Genomic DNA, 26,253 nt, shown 5'->3' with positions numbered 1-26,253 from the left:
CGGCAGAAAGGTCTTGTTGACCATGTTTGCCCGGCAGTTTTTTCCTAGTGGATGGTAAATCCTAATCTTCCGTTAACCATTCGGGCCCTAGCGTTGCCGCAGTGGGGCGCGTGTGCGCCGGCGGCATTTGTATTGCGTCTTCAGGCCAAGGCTGGGGCAAATCGCGTTCGCATCCTTCAGAGTGAAGCGAGCGGACGATGGCGGACGAGGAAAAGACGGATGGCGGCGAAGGCGCGGCCGCTCCGAAGAAGGGCAAGCTCAAGCTGATCATTGCCGTCGTCGGCTTCCTCGTCGTGCTCGGCGCGGGCGCAGGCGGCTGGTTCTTCTTCATGCGCGGCCATGGCGACGAGCAGCATGCCGAGGCGGCGCCGCCGCCGAAGCCGCCAAGCTTCGTCGACGTGCCGGACATGCTGGTCAATCTGGTCGGCGCCCCCGGCGAGCGGGTGCAGTATCTCAAGCTGAAGCTCGTGCTCGAGGTGAAGGAAGAGAAGCAGGCCGAGGCGATCAAGCCGGCGCTGCCGCGGGTCACCGACCTGTTCCAGACCTACATGCGCGAACTGCGTCCGAGCGATCTCAACGGCTCGGCCGGCCTGTTCCGCCTCAAGGAAGAGCTGACCAAGCGCGTCAACCTCGCGCTGGCGCCCAATTCGGTGAACGCGGTGCTGTTCAAGGAAGTCGTGATCCAGTGACGGGATGGATGTAGAGCCATGGCCGGCAACGACCAGATGGACCAGGACGCCATTGCCGCCCAATGGGAAGCCTCGCTCGATTCCGAGGATCCCGCGGCGGCCGCGGCGGAAGCTGCCAAGAACGAGCTCACCGAGAACATGGCGCTGCAATGGGCCGCCATGGTCGAGGACGGCAGCCGCGACTTCGGCGGCAAGAGCACCAATGGCGAGCGCGTGCTGTCGCAGGAGGAGATCGACAATCTGCTCGGCTTCACGGTCGGCGACGTCAGCCTCGACGACCATTCCGGCATCCGCGCCATCATCGATTCCGCGATGGTGTCCTACGAGCGTCTGCCGATGCTCGAGATCGTGTTCGACCGCCTGGTGCGGTTGATGACGACATCGTTGCGCAATTTCACCTCCGACAACGTCGAAGTCTCACTCGACCGCATCACCTCGGTGCGGTTCGGCGACTACATGAATTCGATCCCGCTGCCGGCGGTGCTTTCGGTGTTCAAGGCGGAGGAGTGGGAGAATTTCGGGCTCGCCACCGTCGACTCCAGCCTGATCTATTCGATGATCGACGTGCTGCTCGGCGGCCGCCGCGGCCAGACCCAGCTGCGCATCGAGGGCCGGCCCTACACCACGATCGAGACCAATCTGGTCAAGCGGCTGGTCGAGGTGGTGCTGTCCGACGCCGAGCAGGCGTTCCGGCCGCTGTCGCCGGTGACCTTCACGATCGACCGGCTCGAGACCAATCCGCGCTTTGCCGCAATCAGCCGCCCGGCCAATGCCGCGATCCTGGTCCGCCTGCGCATCGACATGGAAGACCGCGGCGGCAATGTCGAATTGCTGCTGCCTTATGCCACCATCGAACCGATCCGCAACGTGCTGTTGCAGATGTTCATGGGCGAAAAATTCGGCCGCGACCCGATCTGGGAAGGCCATTTCGCGACCGAAGTGGCACAGGCCGAGATCGCGGTGGACGCGGTGCTCTATGAAGCCGATATCCCGCTGAAGGAGCTGATGAAGCTCAAGGTCGGCGACACGCTGCCGCTGGATATCCGTTCCGACGCGCTGGTCTCGGTCCGTTGCGGCAACGTCACCTTGACGGAAGGCCGCATGGGCCGCGTCGGCGACCGCGTCGCGATCCGCGTCACCAAGAATTTGCGCAAACCCCAAACCACCTTCGCGATGTTCGAGAAGGCGGATGAGCGGACCAAGATGATGGAGGCCCCATGAGTCATCTACTAGGACTGGCAATCGAGAGCCTGGTGGCCGTGCTGCTGATGCTGACGATCGGCTATTGCTGGCTGCTCAACAAGCGCCTGCAGCGGCTGAAGGCGGACGAGCATTCGCTGAAGGCTGTCATTGCCGAATTGATCACGGCCACGGAGATCGCCGAGCGGGCGATCGGCGGGTTGAAGCACGCCGTGCGCGACGTCAACGAGAACCTCGGCAACCAGCTCGACGCGGCGACGCAGATGTCGGGACTGCTGAAGACCCAGCTCGCCGAAGGCGATCACGTGGTGCGTCGGCTCTCCAAGATCGCGCTCGCGGCACGGCCGTCCGAGCCCGCGCCTGCACCGGTACGCGCGTCCGCGCCCGCCGCACCGGCGGCACCGGCGCCCAGGGTCTCCGCCGCTCACGCGGTCGCCGCGGCGGCTGAAGCCTTCACCGAGCGCCGGAGGGCCGCCGGCCTCGCTGCATGAAGTGGCTTCGTGACATCAGAGTGATGCCCGTGGTGCTGGTCGCGATCTTCGGCCTGATGGTGCTGAAGGTCGCGGGCCTCGTGCTCGATGGCGGCTACGTGTTTGCCGACGACACGCCGCCGGCCGGTCCGTCCTGGGCGCAGCAGAACTTCAACTTCCCCGGCGCCAGCAAGCCGGTGGCCGACAGCAAGAACAGAGCCGATTCCGGCGACATCACCGGCTCGGTGCACGGCAAGGAGGAAAAGAAGGAGGAGGCGCCGAAGCCGGCAGCGCCGGCCGCCGAAGCCGCCAAGCCCGACGGCGTCGTGGTCAATCTCGATGCGCCCGCGCCGGTGTCGGCGTCCGAGCGCGCGATCCTGGAACGGTTGCAGTCGCGCCGCCAGGAGTTGGAGACGCGGGCACGCGAGGTCGAGATCCGCGAAAGCCTGTTGAAGGCGGCCGAGAAGCGCATCGAGGCCAAGGTCGAGGAGGCCAAGGCCAATGACGCCAAGGCGAATGCCGATGCGGCGGCAAAGGTCGAAGCCGAGGCCGCCCGCTTCAAGGGCATCGTCACGATGTATGAGAACATGAAGCCGAAGGACGCCGCCAAGGTGTTCGACCGGCTCGAGATGGGCGTGCTCTACCAGATCGCCTCGCAGATCCAGCCGCGCAAGATGTCGGACATTCTCGGCCTGATGCAGCCGGAGGCCGCCGAGCGGCTCACCGTCGAACTCGCCCGCCGCGCCGGCGGCGACAAGTCGGCGGCGACCGACGAGCTTCCCAAGATCGAAGGCAAGATCCTCGCGCCGAAATCGAATTGAGGGGCTCCGATCAAGAAGCCCGTCAATTGGCGCGAGAAGTTGCTAGGCCGCCTCTACCACCGGTTTGATCTTGTTCAGCTCGTTCGCAAGCGATGCCTCGGCCACGCGGACGTCATAGGCGTTCTGCAGATTTAGCCAGAGCTGGGCAGACGTGTTCAGCGCCCTCGACAAGCGCAGGGCGGTATCCGCCGAGATAGCAGTTTCCTCATTTGCGATGCGTTCGATCCTGGTGCGCGGAACACCGCAGACCTTGGCCAACGCACCGGCCGACAGTGACAACGGGATCAGGAATTCTTCCCGAAGTACTTCGCCGGGATGCATGGGGGGCAGCTTCTTTGCCATGTGCGACTCTCTCTGGTCGGGGCGATCCTGCGCGGACCTCGTAGCTAGGAGTGGTAGTCCGTGAATTCCACGTCCACCGCACCTTCTTCGGTCCAGATGAAACAGATGCGGAACTGATCGTTCACCCGGATTGAATGTTGGTCCCGGCGATCTCCCTTTAGAGCTTCCAGCCGATTGCCAGGAGGAGACCGAAGGTCCTGCAACGTCGTGGCGGCGTGAAGATACTGGAGTTTGCGGCGCGCGACTTTAAGCAAGTCGGCCGGAAATCCCTTTCGGGTCTCGCCGTCAAAGGCCGCTCTGGTCACAGCGTCTTTGAAGCTCTTAATCACGGCAAAACGGTATCATGGCATGATACAAAAGGCAATAGCGCTGTATCGTAATTTGATACATGCTCGCCCGCATTAATTTACCGCGGCTAGTCTAGCCATGCCCCGATCCGAAACAATCCGTTGACGTTAACAGGTCCTTAACGCCGCCCGATCCAAGATCGGGACGCGTGGGCGAGGGCGCTTCGCGCTGGCTTGGCTGAGAATCTCAAGAAGACGTTTCGAGATGGCGCGAACGGCTGCCGCTGGAACATGGTCGCGAGGCCGCGCCTGGGCGCGGACTGCGCGTTTGTGCCTGCTTGCCGCCGGCCTTGCACTCGCGGGCCTGGCCTGTCCGACCGCAGCGCGTGCCGAAGATCCGCCGCCGGTGCCAGGTGAGGCGACATTCTCCGCCGCGAACGGCTTCGCGCGGCTGGTGCTGAAGCTGAAGGAGGATGTCGAGTCCGAGGTGACGACCGCTGGCTCGATCATCGTGATCCGCTTCAAGCGTCCGGTCGATATCCCCGTCGAGAAACTGTCGGACGCGGTGCCCGATTACGTCGGCGCCGCGCGCCGCGATCCGGACGGCTCGGCGATCCGCCTGTCGCTGGCGCGCCGCGTCACCGTCAACACCATGACCGCCGGCGAGCGCATCTTCGTCGACTTCCTGCCTGATAGCTGGACCGGCCCGCCGCCGTCGCTGCCGCAGGAGGTGATCCGCGAGCTCGCCGAGCGCGCCCGCGCCGCCGAGCGCCTGCTGCGCATGCAGCGCGCCGCCGATGCGGCAAAGAAAAAGCCGCCGGTGCGGGTTCGCGCGCTGGTGCAGCCCACTTTCGTGCGCTTCGTGTTCGAGGTTCCCGACGGGGTCAGCGTGTCCTCGGTGCTGAACGAGCAGAAACTGACATTGTCGTTCAACTCGGTCCTGACCTTCGACCTTGCCGACGCCAAGGTCGCCGCGCCTCCGAACGTCGCATCGATCAGCGCGCGTGCCGACACCGATACGTCGGCGGTCGATCTCACCTTGATCGGCGATGTCGATTTGCATTCGTTCCGCGACGAGAAGAACTATATCGTCGACGTCGCCTTCCAGCCGACCGAGCAGCAGGCGGCGAAGCCCTCGCTGAGTTCGTTGTTGCCCACGCCGCGCGGCAAACCCAAGGGTGCGGCGGCGATCGCACCGGTGACGTCGGAAAGCATCGCGCAGCAGGCCAAGATCGAGATCAAGCCCGAACAGTCTAAATCCGAACAATCCAAGCCTGAGCAGCCAAAGGCGGAGCCAGCGAAGGCCGATCCGCCGCAAGTGCAATCCGAAGCGGTCAAGACCGGGCAAGGGAGCGGTGAGCAACCGGCGCCCGCCAAAGCGGAACAGCCCAGGTCGGAGGGCCCCAATCCGGAGCTGCCGAAGATCGCGGCTGCGCCACACGACGGCAGCGCCGGCACGGCGATGGAGCAGCCGGCCCCCGTGAACGATCCGCCGAAGCCGGCACCGATCGTCGCGGCCGCGCCGGCGACGGACGCGCCGAAGCCCGCTGTGACCTCATCGCCGCCAGCCGAAGCCCGCGCCAGCGGTAAGCCCATGGTCGAAGCCCAGCGCGACAGCGACGGGCTGCGCGTGACGTTCTCATTCCCTGGGGCGACGCCGGCGGCGCTGTTCCGCCGCGCCGACACGGTGTGGATGGTGTTCGACACGCTTGATGCGATCGATGTCGATCCGATCCGCGCCAAGGGCGGCGCGCTGATCTCCGATGTCAGCCCGATCGCGCTGGAGAAGGGGCAAGCGGTGCGCTTTCGCCTCAACCGGCCGCAGATGCCGTCGCTGGAGAGCGATGATCGTTCGCGCGGCGTGAGTTGGACGCTGACTTTCGCGGACCGAGGGCAGAAGCCGCCGCTGCCGCTCGCCGTGGCGCGCAACATCTCGGAACCATCGCTCGCCAATGTCAGTGTGCCGCTCGCCAATCCCGGCCAGCTCCATAAACTGGTCGATCCCGACGCCGGCGATACGCTCTGGGTCGTGACCGCACCGCCGCCGACCCGCGGCATCATCAAGCGGCAGGATTTCGTCGAGCTCTCGTTGCTGGAATCGATCCATGGCCTCGTGGTTCGTCCGAACGCCGACGACGTCAAGGCGGAGGTCGGCGCCGACAAGGTGACGCTCGGCCGGCCCGGCGGCCTGACGCTGTCATCGGCCGACGTTTCTGCCGAGCGGGCGACCACGGCGGTGAAGCCGTTGTTCGATCCGGATGAGTGGCGCAAGAACCAGTCGGAGAATTTCCTCAAGCAGCTCGACACCTTGATTGCGGCGGCGTCGACGGCCGATGCCGAGCAGCTGCCGCAGGCGCGGCTCGATCTCGCCGATTTCTACATGGCGCGCGGCATGTATCAGGAAGCCCATGGCGTGGCCAACCTGATCCTGTCCGAGAGCAAGCGCGGCGGCGAGACGCCGTCGGTGGTGATGGTGCACGCAGTCGCCAGCATCCTGATCGGACGCCCGGCACGCGGCCTCAAGGATCTCGCCAATCCCGTGATCGGCAACGGCTACGATATCCAATTGTGGAAGGGGCTCGCCTTCGCCCGCGAGGGCAAATGGGCCGAGGCGCGCGAAAAATTCAAGAACGCCGAATTCGCGGTCGCGACCCTGCCGCCTGACCTGCAACGTGTCGTCACGATGGATTCGATGAAGGCCTCGCTCGAGGTGAAGGATTATTCCGGCGCCGCGCGGCGCAAGAGCGACCTCGACGTGGTCGGCGTTCCCGACGGGCTGAAGCCCGCGGCCGCGGTGCTGCGCGGACGGCTCGCCGAAGCGCTGGGCCAGGAGAAGGATGCGCTCGACGCCTACCGCTTCGCCGCCGGTTCGGCCGACCGCCAGGCCGCCGCCGAGGGCAAGCTGCTTGAGACGCTGCTCCGGCAGAAGCGTGGTGAGATCGGCCGTGACGATGTGCTGAAAGAGCTCGAGCTGTTGTCGATGCTGTGGCGCGGCGACAACATCGAGCTGAAGACGCTGTACGAGCTGTCGAAGATCTATGCCGAGACCGCGCGCTATGCCGATGCCTTCGCGGTGACGCGTGCGGCGACCCGGCTCCAGCCGAACGCGCCGGAATCGCGTCAGGCGCAGGACGCGGCTTCCGCGCTGTTCGTGCAGCTCTATCTCGGGCCGAAAGGCGACGAGATGGCGCCGATCGATGCGCTCGGCACCTTCTACGAATATCGCGAGCTGACGCCGATCGGTCGCCGCGGCGACGAGATGATTCGCCGGCTCGCCGACCGCCTCGTCGGTGTCGATCTGCTGGATCAGGCCGCCGATCTCCTGCAATACCAGGTCGACAAGCGTCTCGAAGGCGCGGCACGCGCCCAGGTCGCGGCCCGGCTTGCGATGGTCTATCTGATGAACCGCAAGCCCGAGCGCGCCATCGGCGCGCTGCGCTCGACCCGGATCGCCGATCTCTCCGGCGAACTGCGCCAGCAACGGCTGCTGCTCGAGGCGAGGGCGCAGAGCGACGTCGGCCGGCACGACCTCGCGCTCGACATCATCTCGAACATCACTGGCCGCGAGGCGATCCGGCTGCGCTCCGACATCTACTGGGCATCGCGGCACTGGCGCGAAGCGTCCGAGCAGATCGAGCTCTATTACGGCGACCGCTGGCGCGACTTCACCCCGCTCAATCCCAGCGAGAAGGCCGATATCATCCGCGCCGTGGTCGGCTACGCGCTCGCAGAGGATGCCATCGGGCTGTCCCGGTTCCGCGAGAAATACGCGCCGCTGATGTCGGGCGACGCCGACAAGCTGGCGTTCGACGCGGCCAGCAAGCCGGTCGCGACCTCCAGCGCCGAGTTCGCCCAGATCGCGCGGATGGCCGCCAGCGTCGACACGCTGGACGGCTTCATCCGCGAGATGAAGTCCCGCTTCCCCGATGCCACCGCCCGGGCGCTGCTGCCCGATCCGGTGTCGACCGGATCGGTGCCTGACAAGCCGAAAGCCGCGCCGGTGAGCACGCTGCCGGCGATCAAGGGCGAGCGGCGCGCCAGCGCCGCTCAGTAGCCGCGCCAGCCTTACGGTCCGGGCGTCACCCACGCGGTCGAAATGATCCCCTTGTCGTCAAGCGCGATGCGCCAATGCGCGGCGCCGTCCGTGTGCCTGACGCTATAGACGTCCTCGCCTTGCTCGCCGACGCCGAGAAAGCGGATCGACTGGATGTTGCCGAGGTCCGCGAGCGGCTGAAGCCACTGCATCTGCTTGCGGGTGGCCGCCGCCAGCGCCGGGCTCATCTCGTTGTAGTCGGGATTCCCCGATGCGATTCCATCGATCAGGCGATGAAGCGCAGCTTCGGTTCCGGGACTGGCCGACTGGTTCTTGACGCGCTGCGCGGTCTGATCGGCGATCTTCGTTGCCGTCGCGGCGTCGATGCGCGCCATCGGAATGTCGCTGCCGTTCTGATGCAGAATAAGCGAAGTGGCGCGTCGGTCCGGCCCGACCACGAAGCTGACCTGCGCATCGACAATCTTGGCGAAGAATTCGGTTGTGCTCTCTGCAAAGAACCGCACCGAGCGCTGTCCGGTGAGTTGCATCATCAGATGATGTCCGTCGGGCGTCACCGTAAACACGGTGCGGTCGCTGAGCCGGTAGAATCCGGAATAATGATCGAGCACGGCTGGATCGACTGCGACCTCGTGCCGCGCCGTGATCGGCGGTGATTCCGCAGCGGGCTCTGCGGTCTGGGCCAGCGTGCTTGGCGGACCGGCGACCTGGATCCGCGCCGCCAGCGTGTTCCAGTCGCGTTGACCGAACAGTTTGGCGATCAGCTCCAGGCTGTCGCTATGGGTGAGGGGGATCGATCTGGCGCCGAGGGTTTCACGCAGGGTTTGCGCCATGGCCTTGGCATCACGGAAGTCGCGCATGGAATGGTCCTTTGCATCGACGAACGGAAAGCGTCAGGGGCTTGCGTTGCTGACCCGTTCGTGCGGGCAAAGGAAGCCTGAAATCGGCTTGATACATTCACCGTCCCCGGGCGGGGTGCAAGCGGCGGGTAGTATCGACCCGGACCGGATGTTCGCCGGGGTGGTGCGAATTGTCAATTGCAAGAGCGCGTGATCGCGTTCGTCCTCTCGACATTGCCTTGCCAAATCGGCCACCATGGCGCTCGTCGCAAGCTGGGAGGACGTTGTCACATGAGCAAGCCGATCAAGACCGAAGCCGAACTCATCGCGATGGCGCGGGCCGAGCTGAAGGTCCATGCCGATTGTCCCGATGGCATCGACATCTCCGTGCTGCGTGACGGCGAGAGCTGGGAATTCCGCGCCAGCGCCGGCGAGGCGACGGTGGCAAAGCCTGGCTATCCCGAATGCGTCGCCATGCTGGTGCAGATCGGCGACCATCTCAGCAAGCAGTATGATGTGAAAGGTTAGCGGGCTGCCGCGAGACGGGGGAATCGATGGACCGCATCGACGCCATGAAGGTCTTCGTCGCGGCGGTCGACGAGGGCAGCCTTGCGGGCGCGGGGCGGAAACTGCGGCGATCGCCGGCGGCGGTGAGCCGGGCGATCGCGTTTCTCGAGCACCATGTCGGCGCCGAGCTACTCCATCGCACCACGCGGTCGCTGAAGCTGAGCGACGCCGGCGAGCGCTATGCATCGGCGTGCCGCCGCATCCTGAGCGAGCTGGATGAGGCCGACATCTCGGCCGCCGGCGAGCGGGCCGCGCCGCGCGGCACGCTGACCATCACCGCGCCCATCGTCGTGGGTGAGGACGTGCTGCGGCCGGTGCTCGACGCATTCATGACGGAATATCCAGCCGTGACGGTCCGGCTGGTGATGCTCGATCGCACCGTCAACCTGATCGACGAGGGCATCGACGTCGCGCTGCGCATCGCCCATCTCGCCGATTCCAGTTTCGTCGCGATCAAGCTCGGCGAGGTGCGCCGGGTGGTCGCGGCGTCGCCGGGCTACCTCGCGCAGCATCCGGTGATCCGCGAGCCCGCCGATCTGGCGAAGCAGCAGATCATCGCGATGACGCATTTCGGGCTCGACTCCTGGAGTTTCCCGCCGGCCGCGAAATCGAAGGTGGCACGCGCGGTGCAATTCGCGCCGCGGCTGGTCGTCAACACGGTGCGGGCGGCGGTCGCCTCCGCCAGCGAAGGCCACGGCGTCACGCGATTGTTCTCGTATCACATCGCCGAGGAAATCCGCGACGGGCGGCTGCAGATATTGCTCGCCGGCGACGAGCATCCGCCGCTGCCGGTGCATCTGCTGGCGCCGCACGGCCGCTTCGACGTACCGAAGGTGCGCGCCTTCGTCGATTTCGCCGGCCCGCGGCTGAAGCGCTATTTCGAGCGGCTGTCGCGCGAGGCGAGACGGGCCGATGCTAAAGCGCGACGATAGGATCATCGCGCTTATGTTCTTTTTGCGCATGATCTCCGCGCAAACGCTTCGCGTTTGTCGCGCCGGAAAACCGCTTCACACTTTTCCGGATCATGCTCAGTCGTTCGCGGCGCGGAAGAGTGTCTGCCGAATAGCGGGCATTCGCGCGCAAATCGGATGTATCTAGGTTGCTCTCCATCGAGGCGGCGCTGGGCTGCTTCAGCAAGGGATGGAGAGACATCATGGGTGCAGAGCAGAAGGTCGCAATCGTCACCGGCGGCTCGCAAGGCCTCGGTGAGGCCATCGTCAAGGGCTATCGCGACCGCAACTGGCGCGTCGTCGCCAACTCCCGCAGTATCAAGCCGTCGTCGGACCCGGGTGTACTGGCGGTCGCGGGCGACATCGGCGATCCCGAGGTTGCCGAGCGCGTCGTCAAGCAGGCGCTCGGGCAGTTCGGCCGGGTCGACACGCTGGTCAACAATGCCGGCATCTTCGTCGCCAAGCCGTTCGCCGACTACACCGACCAGGATTACGCCGCGATGCTGGCGACCAACCTGAACGGCTTCTTCTACATCACCCGCCGCGTCGCCAGGGAGATGGCGAAGCAGGCATCCGGACACATCGTGCAGATCACGACCAGCCTGGTCGACCACGCCAACAGCAAGGTGCCCTCGGTGCTGGCCTCGCTGACCAAGGGCGGTCTCGCCGCCGCGACCAAGTCGCTCGCGATCGAATATGCCGCCAAGGGCATCCGCGTGAACGCGGTGGCGCCCGGCGTCATCAAGACCCCGATGCACGCGCCCGCCACGCATGACTACCTCGCCAAGCTGCATCCGGTCGGACGGATGGGCGAGATGAAGGACATCGTCGATGCCGTGCTGTTCCTGGAAGGCGCGGGCTTCGTCACCGGCGAGATCCTGCATGTCGACGGCGGCCAGAGCGCCGGGCACTAGGGGCACGAGCATGATCCGGAAGAGTGGAAACCGGTCTTCCGAAATGATCATGCTCAATTGAAGCGGAGCGTGTGATGCCGATCGTCACCATCCAGATCACGCGTGAGGGGACGACGCCCGGGGCGTCGTCCACCACGGCGGAACAGAAGGCTGCTCTGATCAAGGGCGCCAGCGAGTTGCTGCGCGACGTGCTCGGCAAGCCCTCGGAATCGACCTTCGTGATCATCGAGGAGGTCGATACCGACAATTGGGGCTGGGGCGGGCTGCCCGCGCTGGAATATCGCAGGAAGCTCGCCGCGGCGGGCACCCGCTGACGGCCTTTGCCGCATCAAACAGAGCACTTCTCCCGGCCGGGAGAGGTGCGATGTGATCGCTGAGAGTGATTGCTGCGATCGCAACTAATCATTTTTAACGAATGCCCAGAGGGTCTATTGGCGTGTCCATGTCAGCCAATGTCGAACATCGCAGGCGCCATCATGCCGAGCCGCATGGCGATGCCGGCAAGCCGTTGTGGGTTGCGGCGGCAGCGGGCCTGTGCGCCTCGCTGGTCGGGCTGGGGCTGGCGCGCTTTGCCTACACGCCGCTGATCCCGGCCTTGATCGCGGCCAAGTGGTTCACGCCGGCGGAAGCGGTTTATCTGGGCGCCGCCAATCTCGCCGGTTATCTCGCCGGCGCGCTGATTGCGCGCGACCTCGGCGCACGCATCGGTTCGGTGTGGGCGCTGCGCAGCATGATGGTGCTGGCCGCCATCACCTGCTTTGCCTGTTCGGTGCCGATCTCTTTCATCTGGTTCTTCGGCTTCCGCTTCCTCGCCGGCACCACGGGCGGCGTGATCATGGTGCTGGCGGCGACCGCGATCCTGCCGCACACCGCGCCGAGCAAGCGCGGCCTGGTCGGCGGTGTGATCTTTGCCGGTGTTGGCCTCGGTGTCGCAGCTTCCGGCACGCTGGTGCCGCTGTTGTTGCAGCAGGGCGTCAAGCAAGCCTGGTACGGCCTTGGCGTGCTGTCGGCGGTGCTGACCCTGATCAGCTGGACGGCGTGGCCGGCGGAAGCGCCCGCCGTGCATGCCGCGAAGGAGCAGCCGGTCGCCGCGCATGGCGTGCGCTCGCCGCTGGTGCTCGCATTGTGCCTTGAATACGGCCTCAACGCGCTGGCGCTGGTGCCGCACATGGTGTTCCTGGTCGATTTCGTCGCCCGCGGGCTCGGGCAGGGGATTTCAGCGGGATCGTATTACTGGGTGCTGTATGGCATCGGTGCCGTGGTCGGTCCGCTGCTGTCGGGACATCTCGCCGATCGCGCCGGCTTCGCCGCGGCGCTGCGCGTGGCGTTCCTGATCGAGGCGGTTGCGGTCGCATTGCCTGCCGTGACGACATCGCCCGCCGCGCTGATCGTATCCAGCCTGATCGTCGGCGGCTTCACGCCCGGTATCGTGCCGCTGGTGATCGGCCGCATCCATGAGCTGATCCCGCATTCGGCGGCGAGCCAGCGCTCCGCCTGGGCGCAGGCCACCACCGCCTTCGCGCTGTTCCAGGCGGCGGGCGCCTATGGCCTGTCCTATCTGTTCGCCCGAAGTGGCGGCGATTATGCGCTGCTGTTCGTGATCGGTGCGGCCGCGGTCGCCATCGCGCTGGCGATCGAATTGTTCAGCGTCGTCGTACGGGGGCGCAAGCCCGGTTAGAGCCTTTCCCGTTCCGATGGAATCGGAACGGGGCTCTAGGTTCTTGTCTTGACGCGTTTTCTTCACGCGAACCGGTATCCACTTCGCTCGAAAACGCTCTAGCCACGCAGCGCTTTCGTCAACGCGGCGACGAAGCGGTCGACGTCGGCCTCGTCGTTGAAGACATGCGGCGAGATCCGCATCCGGCCGAGCCGCAGCGCGACATGGATGTTCTCCGCGGCGAGCCGCGCGATCAGTTCCTTCGGGATGCCGCCATCCATGCCGAGGCTCAGGATATGCGGCGCGCGCACGGCCTGCGCCAGCACGTCGAGCCCGAGACCTTGGATGCCGTCGGCGATCCGCGCATTGAGCATCGTGAGCCGCTCGCGGATGGCGGCAGCGCCCCATTCCGCCATCATCTCCATGCCGATCGAGGCCATTTCGAGGGTGATGAAATGATCGCGCTCACCCATGTCGTAGCGGCGGGCGTTGTCGACATAGCCGAGGTCGCCGAAATAGACCGGGTTCTCGGAGTTGACGTTGCGGCGGCCGGCGGAAGTCTGCTCGAGTGGCACGCCGTTCTGGTGACGTTTTGCGACATAGAGGAAGGCACGGCCGTAAGGACCGATCAGCCACTTATAGGTCGGGAAGATCACCGCATCGGGATCGAGCTTCGTCACGTCCATCGCCACGACGCCGGCGCTCTGCGTCGCGTCGATCACGAACATCGCCCCCTGTCGGCGCAGCGCGGCCTGCACCTTGTCGACGTCGATCATGCCGCCGTCCGACCAGTGCACCGACGAGATCGAGGCGAGCCCCACCGGCGCCGCGCCTGACCGTTCGATGGTCGCGAGCACCGCCGTCGTCCAGTCGCCGTCGGCGGGCTGGCGCACGGTGTCGACGTCGAAGCCCTGCGCCTCGGCGCGGGCGTGCCATTCCAGCACCGGCGAGGAGTGATCGTTTTCCAGCACGACGACCCGCGAGCCGCGGGGAATGGTCAGTGCCTTCGCTACCGTGGCGACCCCGTAGCTGATCGCCGGGATCAGCGCGACGTCGTTGGGATCGGCATTGATCAGGCGCGCCGCCGCGATGCGCGCGCGCTCATGCTGGCGCCCGGCGAACCCGCCATCGATGCTCCAGGGCTGGCCCTTGCGTCCGACCGCCATGCGGCCGGCATCGAGCGTCTTCAGCGGCAACGGGCTGTAGGACGCCGAGTTCAGGTAGCAGACCTCGCGTGGGATCTCGAACAGATGGCGCTGGGAGGGAAGCATGGCGTCTCGTGGCTGGAATGCGCGAATGATGGTGTGAGGCGGAGCAGCACCTGCTCAGCCGTCATACTGGTCCGGCCCCATCGCCCATGGCGCCTGGTCGTAGCCGTTGGCGAAGGTGCGGTTGGTCTGGACAGGATTGCGGTTGACGAGCGGCCGCAGATACATCGGGTGGGTGGCGCTGCGCACCTCGTGCTCGACGGTGAACAGATGCCGGCCATCAGCCGGATCGACGATGTCGCAGAACCGGTACTGGTACTGATTGTCCTCGCGCGAGACCAAATTGCGCTCGCGCAGCCGCTTGTAGGGACCCGAGAAGTCCGTGATGTAGATCTGGACGTGATGGCCGTCGTACTCGCCCTGCGCAGAATCGGTCTCGCGGAATTGCAGATACTGATCCTTGCCGACCTTGGCGCGCGCGACGCCGTCCTCCATGCTGGCCGGGATGCCCATGATTTCGGGATAGAACCGGCTGATCGCTTCAGCCGTACCGCGCGGCACGTCGAACTCGACATAGGGCATGCCGAGCGCGATGCGCCCGAACCGCCCGGCGTCGGGCTCATAGCAGCGCAGGTGATTGCCCCAGGGGCAGGTGGCTTCGACGTGGTCGTTGCGCTCGCGATAGCTGAACGCGGTGCCGTCGAGCTTGGGCGCGACCGCGGCGAGCCGCGCGAGCAGGGCCTGTCGCCCGGCGATCACGATCGCCGTGTGGCCGCGCAGCACCTGTTGCCGTCCGCTCGGCAGATGAAACTGGCTGCGGCCGGCATTGACCCACATGTTGCTGTCGGAGACCATCAGATAGGGATCGCGGGTCAGCCCGATGCCCGCGACATAGAACAGCGTGGCGAGGCGCTGGTCGGGCACCTGCACATTGACATGCTCGAGATGGATGGCGTTGCCGAGGTCTTCTGCGGCGCGGTCGAATGGCTGCTGCACGGCACGGCTCCCTGGATGCGGTGCCGCGCATGATAGTGCAACGGCCCGGCCGATCCAGCCGACGGGCCATGAATGTTACGCGGGGCTACCCCCCGTAACTCTGCACCAGGCTGCCGGCGACCAGCGCCCAGCCGTCGACCAGCACGAAGAAGATCAGCTTGAACGGCAGCGACACCACGACCGGCGGCAGCATCATCATGCCCATCGACATCAGGACCGAGGCGACCACCAGGTCGATGATCAGGAACGGCAGGAACAGCAGGAAGCCGATCTCGAAGGCGCGCTTCAGTTCGGAGATCATGAAGGCCGGCACCAGGATGCGCAGCGACATCTCCTCCGGGGTTGCCGGCGGCGGCTCGCCGGAGAGGTCCATGAACAGCTTCAGATCCTTCTCGCGCACGTTCTTCTGCATGAAGCCGCGCAACGGGACCGAGGCGCGCTGCAACGCCTCCTCGACGCCGATCTGGTTGGCGACCAGCGGCTTGATGCCGTCGTCATAGGATTTCTGTAGCACCGGCCCCATTATGAAGGCGGTGAGGAACATCGCCAGCGCGATCATCACGGAGTTCGGCGGCGCGGTCGCGGTGCCGAGCGCGGTGCGCAAGAGAGACAGCACGACCACGATGCGCGTGAACGACGTCATCATGATCAGGATCGACGGCGCGATCGACAGCACCGTGAGCAGCGCGATCAACTGGATCGCGCGCTCGGTCACGCCGCCATTGCCGCCGCCGAGATTGATGGAGATGTCCTGCGCCATCGCCGGGCCAGCGAACAGCCCGGCGGCGATCAGGACAGCGATGAAAAAAACTCTACGCGGGACGGTCCCCGATCTCACGAAGGGGACTTCGGTCGGCCGAGCAGCGAGGCCATCTCGTCCTCGAGATTCTCGAACCCGCTCTTCTGGCCAGCGGCGGGCGGAGCGGCCGGCTCGCTCCGCGGCGGACGCACCGGCGGCGCTTCGGGCGCAACCGGCGGTGCAACGGTCTCGGCGGCGCCGGTCGGGCGGCGCAGCGCTGCTTCAAGCCGTTGCGCCATCTCGGCGAGATTGGCGTCGGCATTCGATGCCGGTGGTGGGCTGGAAGGCGTTGGTGCCGCAATCGGCGGTGGAGCGGGAGGCGGCGGCGGCGCGACGGCGCGATCCGGCGCGCGCAGCGGCGGCGGTGCCTTTGGTGGCTCGGCGGCGCGCGGCGGACGCGGCGGTGCGACGGATTCGGAGCGGGGCAGGCGCGGCGGCATCGGATCGGGCCGCGGCTCGGGCGCGAAGCCCGCGAGCGGATCGCTGCGGCGGTCACCGATCGGCGGCGGCGGTGGGGGCCGGCGAAGCTCGTCGGCGAAGGAGGGGCGCGCCTGACGCGGCGGCAGTTCGGGCTCGGGAAGCTCGAAAGTATCGGAACGGGCGGCTTCGCTCTCGTTCCAGGCCGCGTCGGGAAGCGGTGTGGCGCGCGGCAGCGCAGCCTCGGGAGCGACCGCGGGGCGGCTCGACATCTGATCGCGCCCCGGCATCGCACGCACGATGTTCGGCTCGACGACGATGTCGGTCGGGCCCCCGATCATCAGCAGATGCTCGATGTTGTCGCGGCGGACCAGCACCAGACGGCGGCGACCATCGACGGCGGCGGCGTCGATCACCGCCAGTCGCGGCATGCGCCCGCGATTGGCATTGGCGCCAAGGCGATTTCCGCCGAAGCGGCGAACCAGCCAGGCGGTGACGCCGATCAGCGCCAGCACGACCACGAACGCCAAGACAAATGTAATGACCTGCATATTGGAGTCCCCGGCCATCGTGGCCTTCCTCAGCTTCCGCCATCAACGAGCGCAGATTGACAACTGCGATTTGCGCAGCGAATCGCGCCCGAGATTCGCCTTATTTCTTAATTCCCAGCGGCTTGCAGCCGACTGTTCTATTAATAAACCAAGAATCGCTTGTCCCAAAACGACTTCTCAGCGCCCCACGCTGTCTTGGTTTGTGCTGGTTAACGCAGCATTCGTGGCGAAAATGCGCTCGCGGGCCACGGTTGCCGTGTTCTCCACGGATCAGTCCGGCATTTTAACCAACCGTTAACCATACACCGGGCAAATTCTGCCTACCTCGGGAGGGCCAAGGGGCGTCCAAGAGGTTAACGGAGCCACGGCGATGGCCATGAACGATCTCCCGATCCTGTCGGCGTTGCGCACCAAGATGCAGTGGCACCAGGAGCGCCAGCGGGTGCTCGCCGAGAACATTTCCAATTCCGACACGCCGAACTTCCGGCCGCGCGACCTGGTCGAGCCGAAGTTCGACCGCGCCGGCACGACGGTCGGCGGCGGCATGGGGACGCTGCCGATGATGCAGACCAGCGCCACCCACATGGCGGCGTCCGGCACACCCGACAATTTCGACAATGACCGCGGCAAGAGCGGGTTCCAGACCCGCCCGGCCGGCAATGCCGTCAATCTGGAGGACCAGATGCTGAAAGTCTCGGACAACCAGATGGACTATGCGGCCGTCACCGCGCTCTACAGCAAGAGTCTGCGTCTGCTGAAAACCGCGATCGGCAAGGGCTAGCACGAGGGCTGGCCGCCTGACGGCGGCAGGAGGATCCCATGGCAGATGGAACAAGCGACTTCACCCGCTCGATGAGCATCGCGACGTCAGGCCTGCGCGCGCAGGCGGGGCGGATGCGGGTGATCTCGGAGAATATCGCGAACGCCGATTCGACGGCGCAGACCGCAGGCGGCGATCCCTATCGCCGCAAGGTGCCGACCTTCTCCTCCGCGCTCGACCGTTCGCTCGACGCCCAGGTCGTGACGCTCGGCCGGATCCGGCCGGACCAGTCGTCGTTCCGCATCAGGCACGAACCGGGCAATCCGGCGGCGGATGCTTCCGGCAACGTCAAATATCCGAACGTCAACTCGATGGTCGAAATGACCGACATGCGGGATGCCCAGCGCTCCTACGAGGCCAACCTCAACATCATCAGTGCGACGCGGCGGATGATCCAGCGCACGCTCGACATCCTCAAGTCCTGACCCAACAAGAACAGGGAGCCTAAATCATGGCTACACCGACAGTCGCCGCCAACGCCTATGCCAGCCTCGCCAAGATGATGGAGCGCGGCGGCGTCGAGAAGGCGGGGCAGGCGGTCGCCGGCCCGTCCTTCAGCGCGCTGCTGAAGGACTCGGTCGGCAGCGTGCTGGAAGCGGGCAAGAAGTCCGACGCGCAAACCATGGCGATGGCCTCGGGCAAGGCCAACGTGATGGACGTGGTGACGGCGGTCGCCGACACCGACGTCGCGGTGTCGACGCTGGTCTCGGTCCGCGACCGCGTGATCCAGGCCTACGAAGACATCATGAAGATGCCGATCTGATTGCCATTCCGGGATGCGCCGAAGGCCGAGGCCCGGAATCCATAACCACGATCGGGAGTATGGATTCCGGGCTCTCGCTTCGCGAGCCCCGGAACGACGGAAGCAAACAACTGAGAGCGAGAACATAGCAATGACCGGTCCTGAAACTCTCGACGTGGCGCGCGATGCGATCTGGACCATCGTGATCGTGTCGTCGCCCCTGATGGTGGTCGGCCTCGTGGTCGGCGTCGTGGTGTCGCTGTTCCAGGCCCTGACCCAGATCCAGGAGCAGACGCTGGTTTTCGTGCCGAAGATCCTCGCGATCTTCGTCACATTGCTGCTGGCGCTGCCGTTCATGGCGGATTCGCTGGCCAGCCACATGATGCGGATTTCGTCGCGAATCATCGGCGGTTGATGCACTAATGCCGCGGTCATGCGCATCGATGTCTCACTGCTGCCGGCGCTGGCCGCAATCTTCGTGCTGGTGTTCGCGCGCGTGGGCGCGATGGTGATGCTGCTGCCCGGTTTCGGCGAGAGCAACATCCCGGCACGGGTCAAGCTCTCGATCGCGCTGCTATTGACGCTGATTATCCTGCCCTTGCATCGCAACGCCTATCACGTCGACCTGACGTCGATCTCCTCGCTTGGCGTCCTGATGGTGCACGAACTGATCATCGGCATCGTGCTCGGCGCCACCGCGCGGGTGACGCTGTCGGCGCTCAACGTCGCGGGCTCCGTGATCGCGCAGCAGCTCGGCCTCGGCTTCGTCACCGCGGTCGACCCGACCCAGGGGCAGCAGGGCCAGATCATCGGCAACTTCCTCACCATCCTCGGCCTGACGCTGCTGTTTGCCACCGACAGCCACTATCTCGTCATCGCGGCATTGAGCGAAAGCTACCGGATCTTCTCGCCGGGCGAGATCATGCCGACCGGCGACGTCGCGGCGCTCGCGACCTCGGCCTTTTCCGCCGCCTTCAAGATCGGCCTGCAATTGTCGGCGCCGTTCCTGGTGTTCGGCCTCGTCTTCAACATCGGGCTCGGCGTCCTGGCACGGCTGATGCCGCAGATGCAGGTCTATTTCGTCGGCGTGCCGCTCTCGATCATGGTCGGCTTCCTGATCTTCGCCGGCGTGCTCGCGGCGATGATGAACACCTATCTCGATTACTTCCTCGGCGTCATGCGCCAGCTCGCTCCGATGAATTGACGCAGAGCGTTTTCGAGCGAAGTGGGAACCGGTTCGCGTGAAGAAAGCGCGTCAAAAATAGGGACCGCAGAACATGATGCGATCAAGTCGCATCATGTTCTAGGGAGCAGAGATGGCCGAGGATACCGAAGACAAAACAGAAGACCCTACGCAAAAACGCCTCGACGAAGCCCTTGAGAAAGGCGACGTCGTCAAGAGCCAGGAGGTCAACACCTGGTTCATCATCGCCGGCGCCACGCTGGTGCTGTCGACCTTCTCGGGCTCGGTCGGCGGCGGCATCTTGATGCCGCTGCGCAACCTGATCGCCAATTCCTGGATGATCCGCACCGACGGTGCCGGCCTGCTTCAACTGACCCAGACGCTCGGCTACGCCGTGGTCGCCGCGATCGGCGTGCCGTTCTTGATGCTGGCGCTGGCGGCGATCGCGGGCAACATGATCCAGCACCAGCTGGTGTGGTCGGCCGAACAGCTCGCGCCGAAATTCTCCAAGATCTCGCCGGCCGCCGGCTTCAAGCGGCTGTTCGGCAAGCAGGCGATCGCGAACTTCCTGAAAGGCCTGTTCAAGCTGATTGCGCTCGGCGTCGTGATGGTCATCGTGCTGTGGCCCGATCGGATGCGGATGGAATCGTTCCTGCGGGTCGATCCGGCCGAGCTGCTGCCGGCGGTGACCGGCATGACGGTGCACCTATTGGCGGCGGTGGTCGCCATCCTCGCCGCGGTCGCGATCGCTGACTACTTCTTCCAGTACCGGACCTGGTACGAGCGTCACAAGATGTCGCTCCAGGAGATGAAGGAGGAGTTCAAGCAGTCGGAAGGCGACCCGCACGTCAAGGGCCGGATCAAGCAGTTGCGGGTGCAGCGCGCCAAGAAGCGCATGATGGCCCAGGTTCCTAAGGCCTCGGTGATCATCACCAACCCGACCCACTACTCGGTGGCGCTGGCCTATGACCGCAGCATGTCGGCGCCGGTCTGCGTCGCCAAGGGCGTCGACAATCTGGCGTTCAAGATCCGGGAGATCGCCAAGGAACACGACATCCCGATCGTGGAGAACGTGCCGCTGGCCCGGGCGCTCTATGCGACCGTCGAGATCGACAAGGAAATCCCGGTCGAGCACTATCATGCGGTTGCCGAAATCATCGGCTACGTGATGCGGCTGAGGCGGGGGCTGTCCGGCCTGCGCCAGTAAGGGGCGGAAAACCGCTTGAAATGCGCGTAACTTGCGAAATTGCCGCCTGATGGACTTGCGTTTTCGGGTCCGATTCAGGCACTCAGGGGCAAGGCGGCCGGACGGGCGCCTTCTTGATGCAGACGAGCCATGTCTCTCCAGATGACTGCCGACAGTAACGATCCTCCCGGGACCGAGCCGTTCGTGGCCCACGGGCCAGCGCGGCGCAGCGGCAGCATCTTGCTGGTGCTGCTGATTGCCGCCGGCATCGTCGCGGTGGCGGTCTGGCTGATGACCATCGGCCGGAGCCAGGCGCAGCCCTATATCCTCGGCGTGCTGGCGCTGCTCGCGACCGTCGGGCTGTTCAACCTGTTCGCGCTTGCGGCCGGCATCATCCGCTTCTCCGACCGCACCACGGACGATCCAGTGATGGGGCGGATCGCCGACCATGCCCAGGAAGGGCTCGTCGTCACCGACTCCCGTGGCCACGTGGTCTATTCCAACGCCGCCTATCTGACGCTGACCGGTGCCGCCGGGCCGCAGGACGTCCGTCCCGTCGAGCGCGTCTTCATCGGCAATCCTGATGTCTCCGAGGCGGTATTCCGCCTGCTGAAGGCCGCGCGCGAAGGCAAGCGGCAACAGGAGGAGGTCCGCATCGCCGGTCACGCGGCCGGCCAAGGTGGTGGGCAAGGTGGTGGGCAAGGCCGCTGGTTGCGGCTCAGGGTACGCCCGCTCGGCGAGGGCAAGCGCGACGCGAGATATGCGGTGTGGTCGATCGCCGACATCACCCGCGACCGCGAGCGCCAGGAAGACGTGTTCCAGGAGCTGCGGCACGCCATCGAATATCTCGATCACGCGCCCTGCGGGTTCTTCTCGGTCAATCCGGCCGGCGAGATCGCCTATGTCAACGCTACGCTCGCCAACTGGCTGGACTACGATCTGGCCGAGATCGGCTCGGGCGGCCTGAAGCTGACCGACGTCGTCTCCGGCGACGGCGCGGCGCTGTTGACCTCGATCGCGGCGGTGCCCGGCGAGGTCAAGACCGAGGTGTTCGACATCGACCTGCGGATGCGCGGCGGCAAGACGATGCCGGTGCGGCTCTATCACAAGCTTGCCTTCGGCGCCGACGGCGCGGCGGGCGCCTCGCGCACGCTGGTGATCAGCCGCGCCCGCGACGAGCATTCCGATCCCGAGCGCGCCGCCGAGGTGCGCTTCATGCGCTTCTTCGATCATACGCCGATGGCGATCGCGACCGTCGACCGCGGTGGCAACGTGGTCGGCGCCAATGCGCGTTATGCCAAGCTGGCGCAGGGCCTGAACGGCGACGGCGGCGCGGCCAAGTCGATCTTCCGCGCGGTCAATCCGCGCGACCGCGGCCTGCTGATCGCGGCGATCAACCAGGCCGCCGAGGGGCAGGGCGATATCGCGCCGGTCGAGGTCATGCTCGACGGCGCCAAGGAGCGCTTCGCGCAGTTCTTCGTCACCACCGTCGAGAAGGACGAGCGCGACGCCGAGACCGCGATCGTCTACATGCTCGAGACCACCGAGCGGCGCGCGCTGGAAAACCAGATCAACCAGTCGCAGAAGATGGAGATGGTCGGCCAGCTCGCCGGCGGCATCGCGCACGACTTCAACAACGTGCTGTCGGCCATCATGATGGCCAACGACTTCCTGCTGAACGCGCACAAGCCGACCGATCCGTCGTTCCAGGACATCATGCAGATCAAGCAGAACGCGACCCGCGCCGCGACGCTGGTGCGGCAGCTGCTCGCGTTCTCGCGCCGCCAGACGCTGCGGCCGCAGGTGCTCGATCTCGGCGACGCGCTTTCCGATCTCACCATGCTGCTGCGCCGGCTGATCGGCGAGAAGGTCAAGCTCGACCTCGTGCACGGCCGCGATCTCTGGCCGGTCAAGGTCGACGTCTCGCAGTTCGAGCAGGTGGTGGTCAATCTCGCGGTCAATGCGCGCGACGCGATGCCCGATGGCGGCAAGCTGACCATCCGCACCGCCAACGTGTCGACCGAGGAAGCCGCCCAGCTCGCCAACAAGGGCATGCCGGCGGCGGACTATGTGAAGATCGAGATCGCCGACACCGGCACCGGCATTCCGCACGAGATCATCGACAAGATCTTCGAGCCGTTCTTCTCGACCAAGGAAGTCGGCAAGGGCACCGGCCTCGGCCTGTCCACGGTCTACGGCATCGTCAAGCAGACCGGCGGCTTCGTCTATGTCGATTCCGTGCCGGGCGGCGGCACCACGTTCCGGATCTATCTGCCGCGGCATCGCCAGGAGCAGGAGGTTGCCCCGGAGGCACATGCCGGCAACGGCGCGGCAAAGGACGCCGCGGCCGCCGTGGAAGCCGCCAAGCCGAAGCCCGATCTCACCGGGCAGGGCACCATCCTGCTGGTCGAGGACGAGGACGGCCTGCGCTCGCTCAATGCGCGCGGCCTGCGCTCGCGTGGCTACAGCGTGATCGAGGCGGCCAACGGCGTCGAGGCGCTGGAGGCGTTCGAGGAAAACAACGGCAAGGTCGACCTTGTCGTCTCCGATGTCGTGATGCCGGAGATGGACGGGCCGACGCTGCTGAAGGAGATGCGCAGCCGGAACGCCGAGCTTAAGATCATCTTCGTCTCCGGCTACGCCGAGGATGCATTCGAGAAGAGCCTGCCGGAGAACCAGCAATTCGCGTTCCTGCCGAAGCCGTTCACGCTGACACAACTGGTCGCCGCGGTGAAGGAAACCATGACGGGGAATTAGCCGCGGGGCGAGTTTCCCCGCGGCCGAGTCCTTCCGAGGCGGGTTCCGGGTGAGCGCTGTTCCGGTTGAAACCTGGCCTCATCCCGCGCTAGGACGCGCTGTCGCACCCACAAGGACCATAGTGTCACATCGCCGCGACCGAGGGCCGCAGCCGCGGTTCCCGTTTCCCGCTTCACTTTTATCAGGCCCTGCCCATGTTAGGGACGTTTCCCCATGCCGGGGAATCCTTTGAGGAAACCAAGATGAATTTCTCGCAACGCACGCGTGGAATTGTTCGGGCGATCGCCGTCGCGATGGCGCTGGCGCTGCCCGTAATGATGACCGTTTCGGCGGCCGATGCCCGCGTCGGCAGCGGCGGCTCGCGCGGCTCGCGGACGTTCTCCGCGCCGCCCTCGACCAGCACCGCGCCGGGTTCGGTCGCGCCGATGAACCGTACCTTCAGCCAGCCTGGCAGCCCGGGCATGGCCGCGCCGGCCGCCGCGAATGCCGGTGGCATGTTCGGCCGCGGTGGAATGGGACGTGGCCTGCTCGGCGGCCTGGCCGCGGGCTTCCTCGGCGCGGGCCTGTTCGGCATGCTGTTTGGCGGCGGCCTGTTCTCGGGTCTCGGCGGCCTGTCGTCGATCCTCGGCTTGCTGCTGCAGGTCGGTCTGATCGTGATCGTGGTCCGGCTCGCGATGTCGTGGTGGCAGCGCCGCAATACGCCCGCCACGGCTTATGCGGGTGGTCCCGACGTCGGCCCCGGCCCGCAGGCGAACGCCCGTTCGGGCTTCGGCTTCGGCCTTGGCGGCGGATCGAACGCGCCGGTCGAGATCGCGCCCGGCGACTACGAGACCTTCGAGCGCCTGCTCGGCGACGTCCAGGCCGCGTGGTCGAACGAGGACATCGCGAAGCTGCACACGCTCGCGACGCCTGAGATGGTGTCGTACTTCTCGAAGGACCTCGAGGAGAACAAGGCGCGCAACGTCACCAACAAGACGTCCAATGTGAAGCTGTTGCAGGGCGATCTGGCGGAAGCCTGGCGCGAAGGCGACAGCGAATATGCGACGGTCGCGATGCGCTACTCGCTGGTCGACACCATGCTGGAGCGCGGCAGCGGCCGCCAGGTCGGCGGCAGCACCCAGCCGGAGGAGATCACCGAGGTCTGGACCTTCGTGCGCCAGCGCGGCGGCAACTGGGAGCTCTCGGCGATCCAGCAGACCAACTGATCGATTGCGAGAGATGACAAATGCGAAGCGCCGCGGCCTGGTCCGCGGCGCTTTTGTCTTGTGGCTTCATTACCGTGTACTAGCATCGGAATATCCAGACAGGCCGCGGGTTGATGTCAGCGGACCAAAGCGCGATGAGATCAGGTTGGGCCATCATCGCGCTTTGGTTCTTTGTTTGAGCATGATCTCTTCGGAAAACCGCTTCGCACTTTTCCGGATCATGCCTTGAGAACAACCATCGGGAGGATGAGATGAAGTTTGCACATATCGCGGTTCCTGCCTGTCTTGCGTTCGTCGTCACAGCCGCGTCGCCGGCAAGCGCACAGACCGCGGAGACCAGCTTCTTCGTGACCAGCAACGGCATCGGCAATGGCGGCAATCTCGGCGGCCTCGCCGGTGCCGACAATCATTGCCAGACCCTGGCGCAGGCCGCGGGCTTCGGTGCGCCGAAGACGTGGCGCGCCTATCTCTCGACCCAGGCCGCCGATGGCAAGCCCGCGGTCAATGCGCGGGATCGCATCGGCACGGGACCATGGAAGAACGTGAAGGGCGTCGTGGTCGCCAAGGACGTCGCCGACCTGCACAGTGCCGGCAACGCGCTGACCAAGCAGACCGCGCTCTCCGAGAAGGGCGAGCCGATCAACGGCCGCGGCGACACGCCGAACCGTCACGACATCCTGACCGGCTCGCAACCCGATGGCACCGCCTTCGCGGCCGGGGAGGACCGCACCTGCAAGAACTGGACGACCAGCACGCAGGGCGCTGCGATGCTCGGCCATTCCGACCGCATCGGCCTGCGCGATGACGATGCATCGAAATCGTGGAACTCGTCGCATCCGTCGCGCGGTCCGGATGGCGGCTGCTCGCAGGCCGACCTGAAGACCACCGGCGGCGACGGCCTGCTGTACTGTTTCGCGGCGAACTGAGGGGCAGGGGCGGGTCTGCGAGTGCATGTCCATCATTGCGAGGAGCGACAGCGACGAAGCAATCCATCTATCCGCGTGTGCCGAACGATGGATTGCTTCGCTTCGCTCGCAATGACGGGATCGCTTAGCTCTTCTTGCGTCCGGTCTTCTTGACGACCTTCTTCGCAGTCTTCTTTTTCTTGGCGGTCTTTTTCTTCTTCTTGGCCGCGAAGTAGGCCTCGACCTTCTTCGAGGAATGCCCGACCTCGGCCACCGCGGCCTTGAGCCGTGCAGGGGTCACCTTGAACTTCGTCGACCAGTAGCGGACCTCGTACGGCTCGTGGATCGCGATCCGTGCGCGGTCGGCGGCCCGGTGGCGCTGCTCCTTGAAATGGGCTTCCACCTTCTTGGCGGAGTGCCCGACCTTCTTGACGGCGGCCTTGAGCTTTGCCGGCGTGACCTTGAACTTCTTGGACCAGTACGCAACTTCGTAGGACTCGCTCAACGCGATCAGGGCACGATCCTGTGCGCCCCGCTTCTTCTTGTCGTCGGCCATAACATGATCCTTCATCGAAGATTCGACGCGGGAACCTTAGCAGCCTCCATTCGGTTCGCACAGGCGGCCCGCATGCGATGGACGATCTGACCGCCACGCGGCTACGATCGCATTGAAGAGCGACGACGTTGCAAAGTTTTT

28 protein-coding genes are annotated in these 26,253 nt (G+C 65.6%); 19 read left to right on the top strand and 9 right to left on the bottom strand.

Annotated features, from left to right (window positions below; translation table 11 throughout):
* Positions 1–197 precede the first annotated feature (197 nt).
* Genes fliL through CWS35_RS31130 form a run of 4 tightly spaced genes read left to right on the top strand, consistent with a single transcriptional unit; the run spans position 198 to position 3,180 of the window.
* The gene (gene fliL / locus CWS35_RS31145; protein WP_024580965.1) at positions 198–689 is read left to right on the top strand and encodes a flagellar basal body-associated protein FliL; all 492 of its coding nucleotides are present in this window, start codon (positions 198–200) and stop codon (positions 687–689) included.
* An 18-nt stretch (positions 690–707) separates the two neighbouring features.
* Entirely contained in the window at positions 708–1,910 is a 1,203-nt protein-coding gene (gene fliM / locus CWS35_RS31140; protein ID WP_024580964.1) for a flagellar motor switch protein FliM, read from the top strand.
* The gene (locus CWS35_RS31135; RefSeq protein ID WP_024580963.1) at positions 1,907–2,380 is read left to right on the top strand and encodes a DUF6468 domain-containing protein; all 474 of its coding nucleotides are present in this window, start codon (positions 1,907–1,909) and stop codon (positions 2,378–2,380) included. The genes fliM and CWS35_RS31135 overlap by 4 nt, the downstream gene beginning before the upstream one ends.
* Positions 2,377–3,180, top strand: coding sequence for a MotE family protein (locus CWS35_RS31130; RefSeq protein ID WP_100955270.1), 804 nt, complete (start codon positions 2,377–2,379; stop codon positions 3,178–3,180). Before CWS35_RS31135 ends, CWS35_RS31130 begins: the two co-directional genes overlap by 4 nt.
* Before the next feature lie 42 nt (positions 3,181–3,222).
* On the opposite strand, the gene CWS35_RS31125 is transcribed toward CWS35_RS31130, so the two are convergent.
* On the bottom strand, positions 3,223–3,522 hold the full coding sequence (locus CWS35_RS31125) for a HigA family addiction module antitoxin (protein WP_100955269.1): 300 nt from the start codon (positions 3,520–3,522) through the stop codon (positions 3,223–3,225).
* A 44-nt stretch (positions 3,523–3,566) separates the two neighbouring features.
* On the bottom strand, positions 3,567–3,851 hold the full coding sequence (locus CWS35_RS31120) for a type II toxin-antitoxin system RelE/ParE family toxin (protein ID WP_100955268.1): 285 nt from the start codon (positions 3,849–3,851) through the stop codon (positions 3,567–3,569).
* 223 nt (positions 3,852–4,074) lie between these two features.
* On the opposite strand from CWS35_RS31120, the gene CWS35_RS31115 reads away from it, so the two are divergent.
* A complete protein-coding gene (locus tag CWS35_RS31115) occupies positions 4,075–7,863 on the top strand; it encodes a hypothetical protein (RefSeq protein WP_100955267.1) in 3,789 nt (1,262 codons plus the stop codon).
* A gap of 11 nt (positions 7,864–7,874) precedes the next feature.
* Here CWS35_RS31115 and CWS35_RS31110 read toward each other — a convergent pair whose 3' ends face one another.
* Positions 7,875–8,720, bottom strand: coding sequence for a glyoxalase superfamily protein (locus CWS35_RS31110; RefSeq protein ID WP_100955266.1), 846 nt, complete (start codon positions 8,718–8,720; stop codon positions 7,875–7,877).
* 270 nt (positions 8,721–8,990) lie between these two features.
* On the opposite strand from CWS35_RS31110, the gene CWS35_RS31105 reads away from it, so the two are divergent.
* Both CWS35_RS31105 and CWS35_RS31100 read left to right on the top strand, forming a co-directional pair.
* A complete protein-coding gene (locus CWS35_RS31105) occupies positions 8,991–9,227 on the top strand; it encodes a hypothetical protein (protein WP_024580957.1) in 237 nt (78 codons plus the stop codon).
* Positions 9,228–9,253: 26 nt separating this feature from the next.
* On the top strand, positions 9,254–10,198 hold the full coding sequence (locus tag CWS35_RS31100) for a LysR family transcriptional regulator (RefSeq protein WP_100955265.1): 945 nt from the start codon (positions 9,254–9,256) through the stop codon (positions 10,196–10,198).
* On the opposite strand, the gene CWS35_RS39890 is transcribed toward CWS35_RS31100, so the two are convergent.
* Positions 10,182–10,403, bottom strand: a complete 222-nt coding sequence (locus CWS35_RS39890; protein ID WP_157817290.1) for a hypothetical protein — start codon at positions 10,401–10,403, stop codon at positions 10,182–10,184. The two genes, CWS35_RS31100 and CWS35_RS39890, sit on opposite strands and share 17 nt — an antisense overlap.
* 16 nt (positions 10,404–10,419) lie before the next feature.
* Here CWS35_RS39890 and CWS35_RS31095 point away from each other — a divergent pair, with 16 nt between their 5' ends.
* The 3 genes from CWS35_RS31095 to CWS35_RS31085 all read left to right on the top strand — a co-directional run bounded on the left by CWS35_RS31095 (position 10,420) and on the right by CWS35_RS31085 (position 12,808).
* Positions 10,420–11,130 (top strand): SDR family NAD(P)-dependent oxidoreductase, encoded by a 711-nt coding sequence (locus tag CWS35_RS31095; RefSeq protein ID WP_100956825.1) that lies wholly within the window; start codon positions 10,420–10,422, stop codon positions 11,128–11,130.
* Positions 11,131–11,204: 74 nt separating this feature from the next.
* Positions 11,205–11,444, top strand: a complete 240-nt coding sequence (locus CWS35_RS31090; protein WP_100955264.1) for a 4-oxalocrotonate tautomerase family protein — start codon at positions 11,205–11,207, stop codon at positions 11,442–11,444.
* 128 nt (positions 11,445–11,572) lie between these two features.
* Positions 11,573–12,808, top strand: a complete 1,236-nt coding sequence (locus CWS35_RS31085; RefSeq protein WP_100955263.1) for a YbfB/YjiJ family MFS transporter — start codon at positions 11,573–11,575, stop codon at positions 12,806–12,808.
* 98 nt (positions 12,809–12,906) lie between these two features.
* Here the strand turns inward: CWS35_RS31085 and CWS35_RS31080 are convergent, their stop codons facing one another.
* The 4 genes from CWS35_RS31080 to CWS35_RS31065 form a co-directional block, all read right to left on the bottom strand.
* Complete coding sequence (locus CWS35_RS31080) at positions 12,907–14,058, bottom strand: aminotransferase class V-fold PLP-dependent enzyme (RefSeq protein WP_024580952.1); 1,152 nt, start codon at positions 14,056–14,058, stop codon at positions 12,907–12,909.
* 54 nt (positions 14,059–14,112) lie between these two features.
* On the bottom strand, positions 14,113–14,991 hold the full coding sequence (locus CWS35_RS31075) for a hypothetical protein (RefSeq protein WP_024580951.1): 879 nt from the start codon (positions 14,989–14,991) through the stop codon (positions 14,113–14,115).
* A gap of 85 nt (positions 14,992–15,076) precedes the next feature.
* Positions 15,077–15,829: a flagellar type III secretion system pore protein FliP gene (fliP, locus tag CWS35_RS31070; protein WP_024580950.1), complete on the bottom strand. Its 753-nt coding sequence runs from the start codon at positions 15,827–15,829 to the stop codon at positions 15,077–15,079.
* The gene (locus tag CWS35_RS31065; protein WP_168226408.1) at positions 15,826–16,758 is read right to left on the bottom strand and encodes a flagellar biosynthetic protein FliO; all 933 of its coding nucleotides are present in this window, start codon (positions 16,756–16,758) and stop codon (positions 15,826–15,828) included. Before CWS35_RS31065 ends, fliP begins: the two co-directional genes overlap by 4 nt.
* A 370-nt stretch (positions 16,759–17,128) precedes the next feature.
* On the opposite strand from CWS35_RS31065, the gene flgB reads away from it, so the two are divergent.
* The 9 genes from flgB to CWS35_RS31020 all read left to right on the top strand — a co-directional run bounded on the left by flgB (position 17,129) and on the right by CWS35_RS31020 (position 25,577).
* Positions 17,129–17,539, top strand: a complete 411-nt coding sequence (gene flgB, locus CWS35_RS31060; RefSeq protein WP_100955261.1) for a flagellar basal body rod protein FlgB — start codon at positions 17,129–17,131, stop codon at positions 17,537–17,539.
* Between the two features lie 38 nt (positions 17,540–17,577).
* Positions 17,578–18,003: a flagellar basal body rod protein FlgC gene (flgC, locus tag CWS35_RS31055; protein ID WP_024580947.1), complete on the top strand. Its 426-nt coding sequence runs from the start codon at positions 17,578–17,580 to the stop codon at positions 18,001–18,003.
* Between the two features lie 26 nt (positions 18,004–18,029).
* The gene (gene fliE / locus CWS35_RS31050) at positions 18,030–18,341 is read left to right on the top strand and encodes a flagellar hook-basal body complex protein FliE (RefSeq protein ID WP_024580946.1); all 312 of its coding nucleotides are present in this window, start codon (positions 18,030–18,032) and stop codon (positions 18,339–18,341) included.
* Between the two features lie 130 nt (positions 18,342–18,471).
* Positions 18,472–18,735, top strand: a complete 264-nt coding sequence (fliQ, locus tag CWS35_RS31045) for a flagellar biosynthesis protein FliQ (protein ID WP_024580945.1) — start codon at positions 18,472–18,474, stop codon at positions 18,733–18,735.
* 18 nt (positions 18,736–18,753) lie between these two features.
* Positions 18,754–19,524 carry a flagellar biosynthetic protein FliR gene (gene fliR, locus CWS35_RS31040; RefSeq protein WP_024580944.1) on the top strand — a complete coding sequence of 257 codons (771 nt, stop codon included), beginning with the start codon at positions 18,754–18,756 and terminating at the stop codon, positions 19,522–19,524.
* Between the two features lie 112 nt (positions 19,525–19,636).
* Positions 19,637–20,710 (top strand): flagellar biosynthesis protein FlhB, encoded by a 1,074-nt coding sequence (gene flhB, locus CWS35_RS31035; RefSeq protein WP_024580943.1) that lies wholly within the window; start codon positions 19,637–19,639, stop codon positions 20,708–20,710.
* A gap of 141 nt (positions 20,711–20,851) precedes the next feature.
* A complete protein-coding gene (gene cckA / locus CWS35_RS31030; RefSeq protein ID WP_100955260.1) occupies positions 20,852–23,446 on the top strand; it encodes a cell cycle histidine kinase CckA in 2,595 nt (864 codons plus the stop codon).
* 242 nt (positions 23,447–23,688) lie between these two features.
* Positions 23,689–24,651 (top strand): Tim44-like domain-containing protein, encoded by a 963-nt coding sequence (locus CWS35_RS31025; RefSeq protein ID WP_100955259.1) that lies wholly within the window; start codon positions 23,689–23,691, stop codon positions 24,649–24,651.
* Positions 24,652–24,902: 251 nt separating this feature from the next.
* Positions 24,903–25,577: a lectin gene (locus CWS35_RS31020; protein WP_100955258.1), complete on the top strand. Its 675-nt coding sequence runs from the start codon at positions 24,903–24,905 to the stop codon at positions 25,575–25,577.
* Positions 25,578–25,701: 124 nt separating this feature from the next.
* Here CWS35_RS31020 and CWS35_RS31015 read toward each other — a convergent pair whose 3' ends face one another.
* Complete coding sequence (locus CWS35_RS31015; protein ID WP_100955257.1) at positions 25,702–26,112, bottom strand: DUF3606 domain-containing protein; 411 nt, start codon at positions 26,110–26,112, stop codon at positions 25,702–25,704.
* Positions 26,113–26,253 lie beyond the last annotated feature (141 nt).

Source organism: Bradyrhizobium sp. SK17 (genome assembly GCF_002831585.1).
In the GTDB taxonomy this organism is placed as follows: domain Bacteria; phylum Pseudomonadota; class Alphaproteobacteria; order Rhizobiales; family Xanthobacteraceae; genus Bradyrhizobium.
This window is presented reverse-complemented; position numbering and strand designations above follow the sequence as displayed.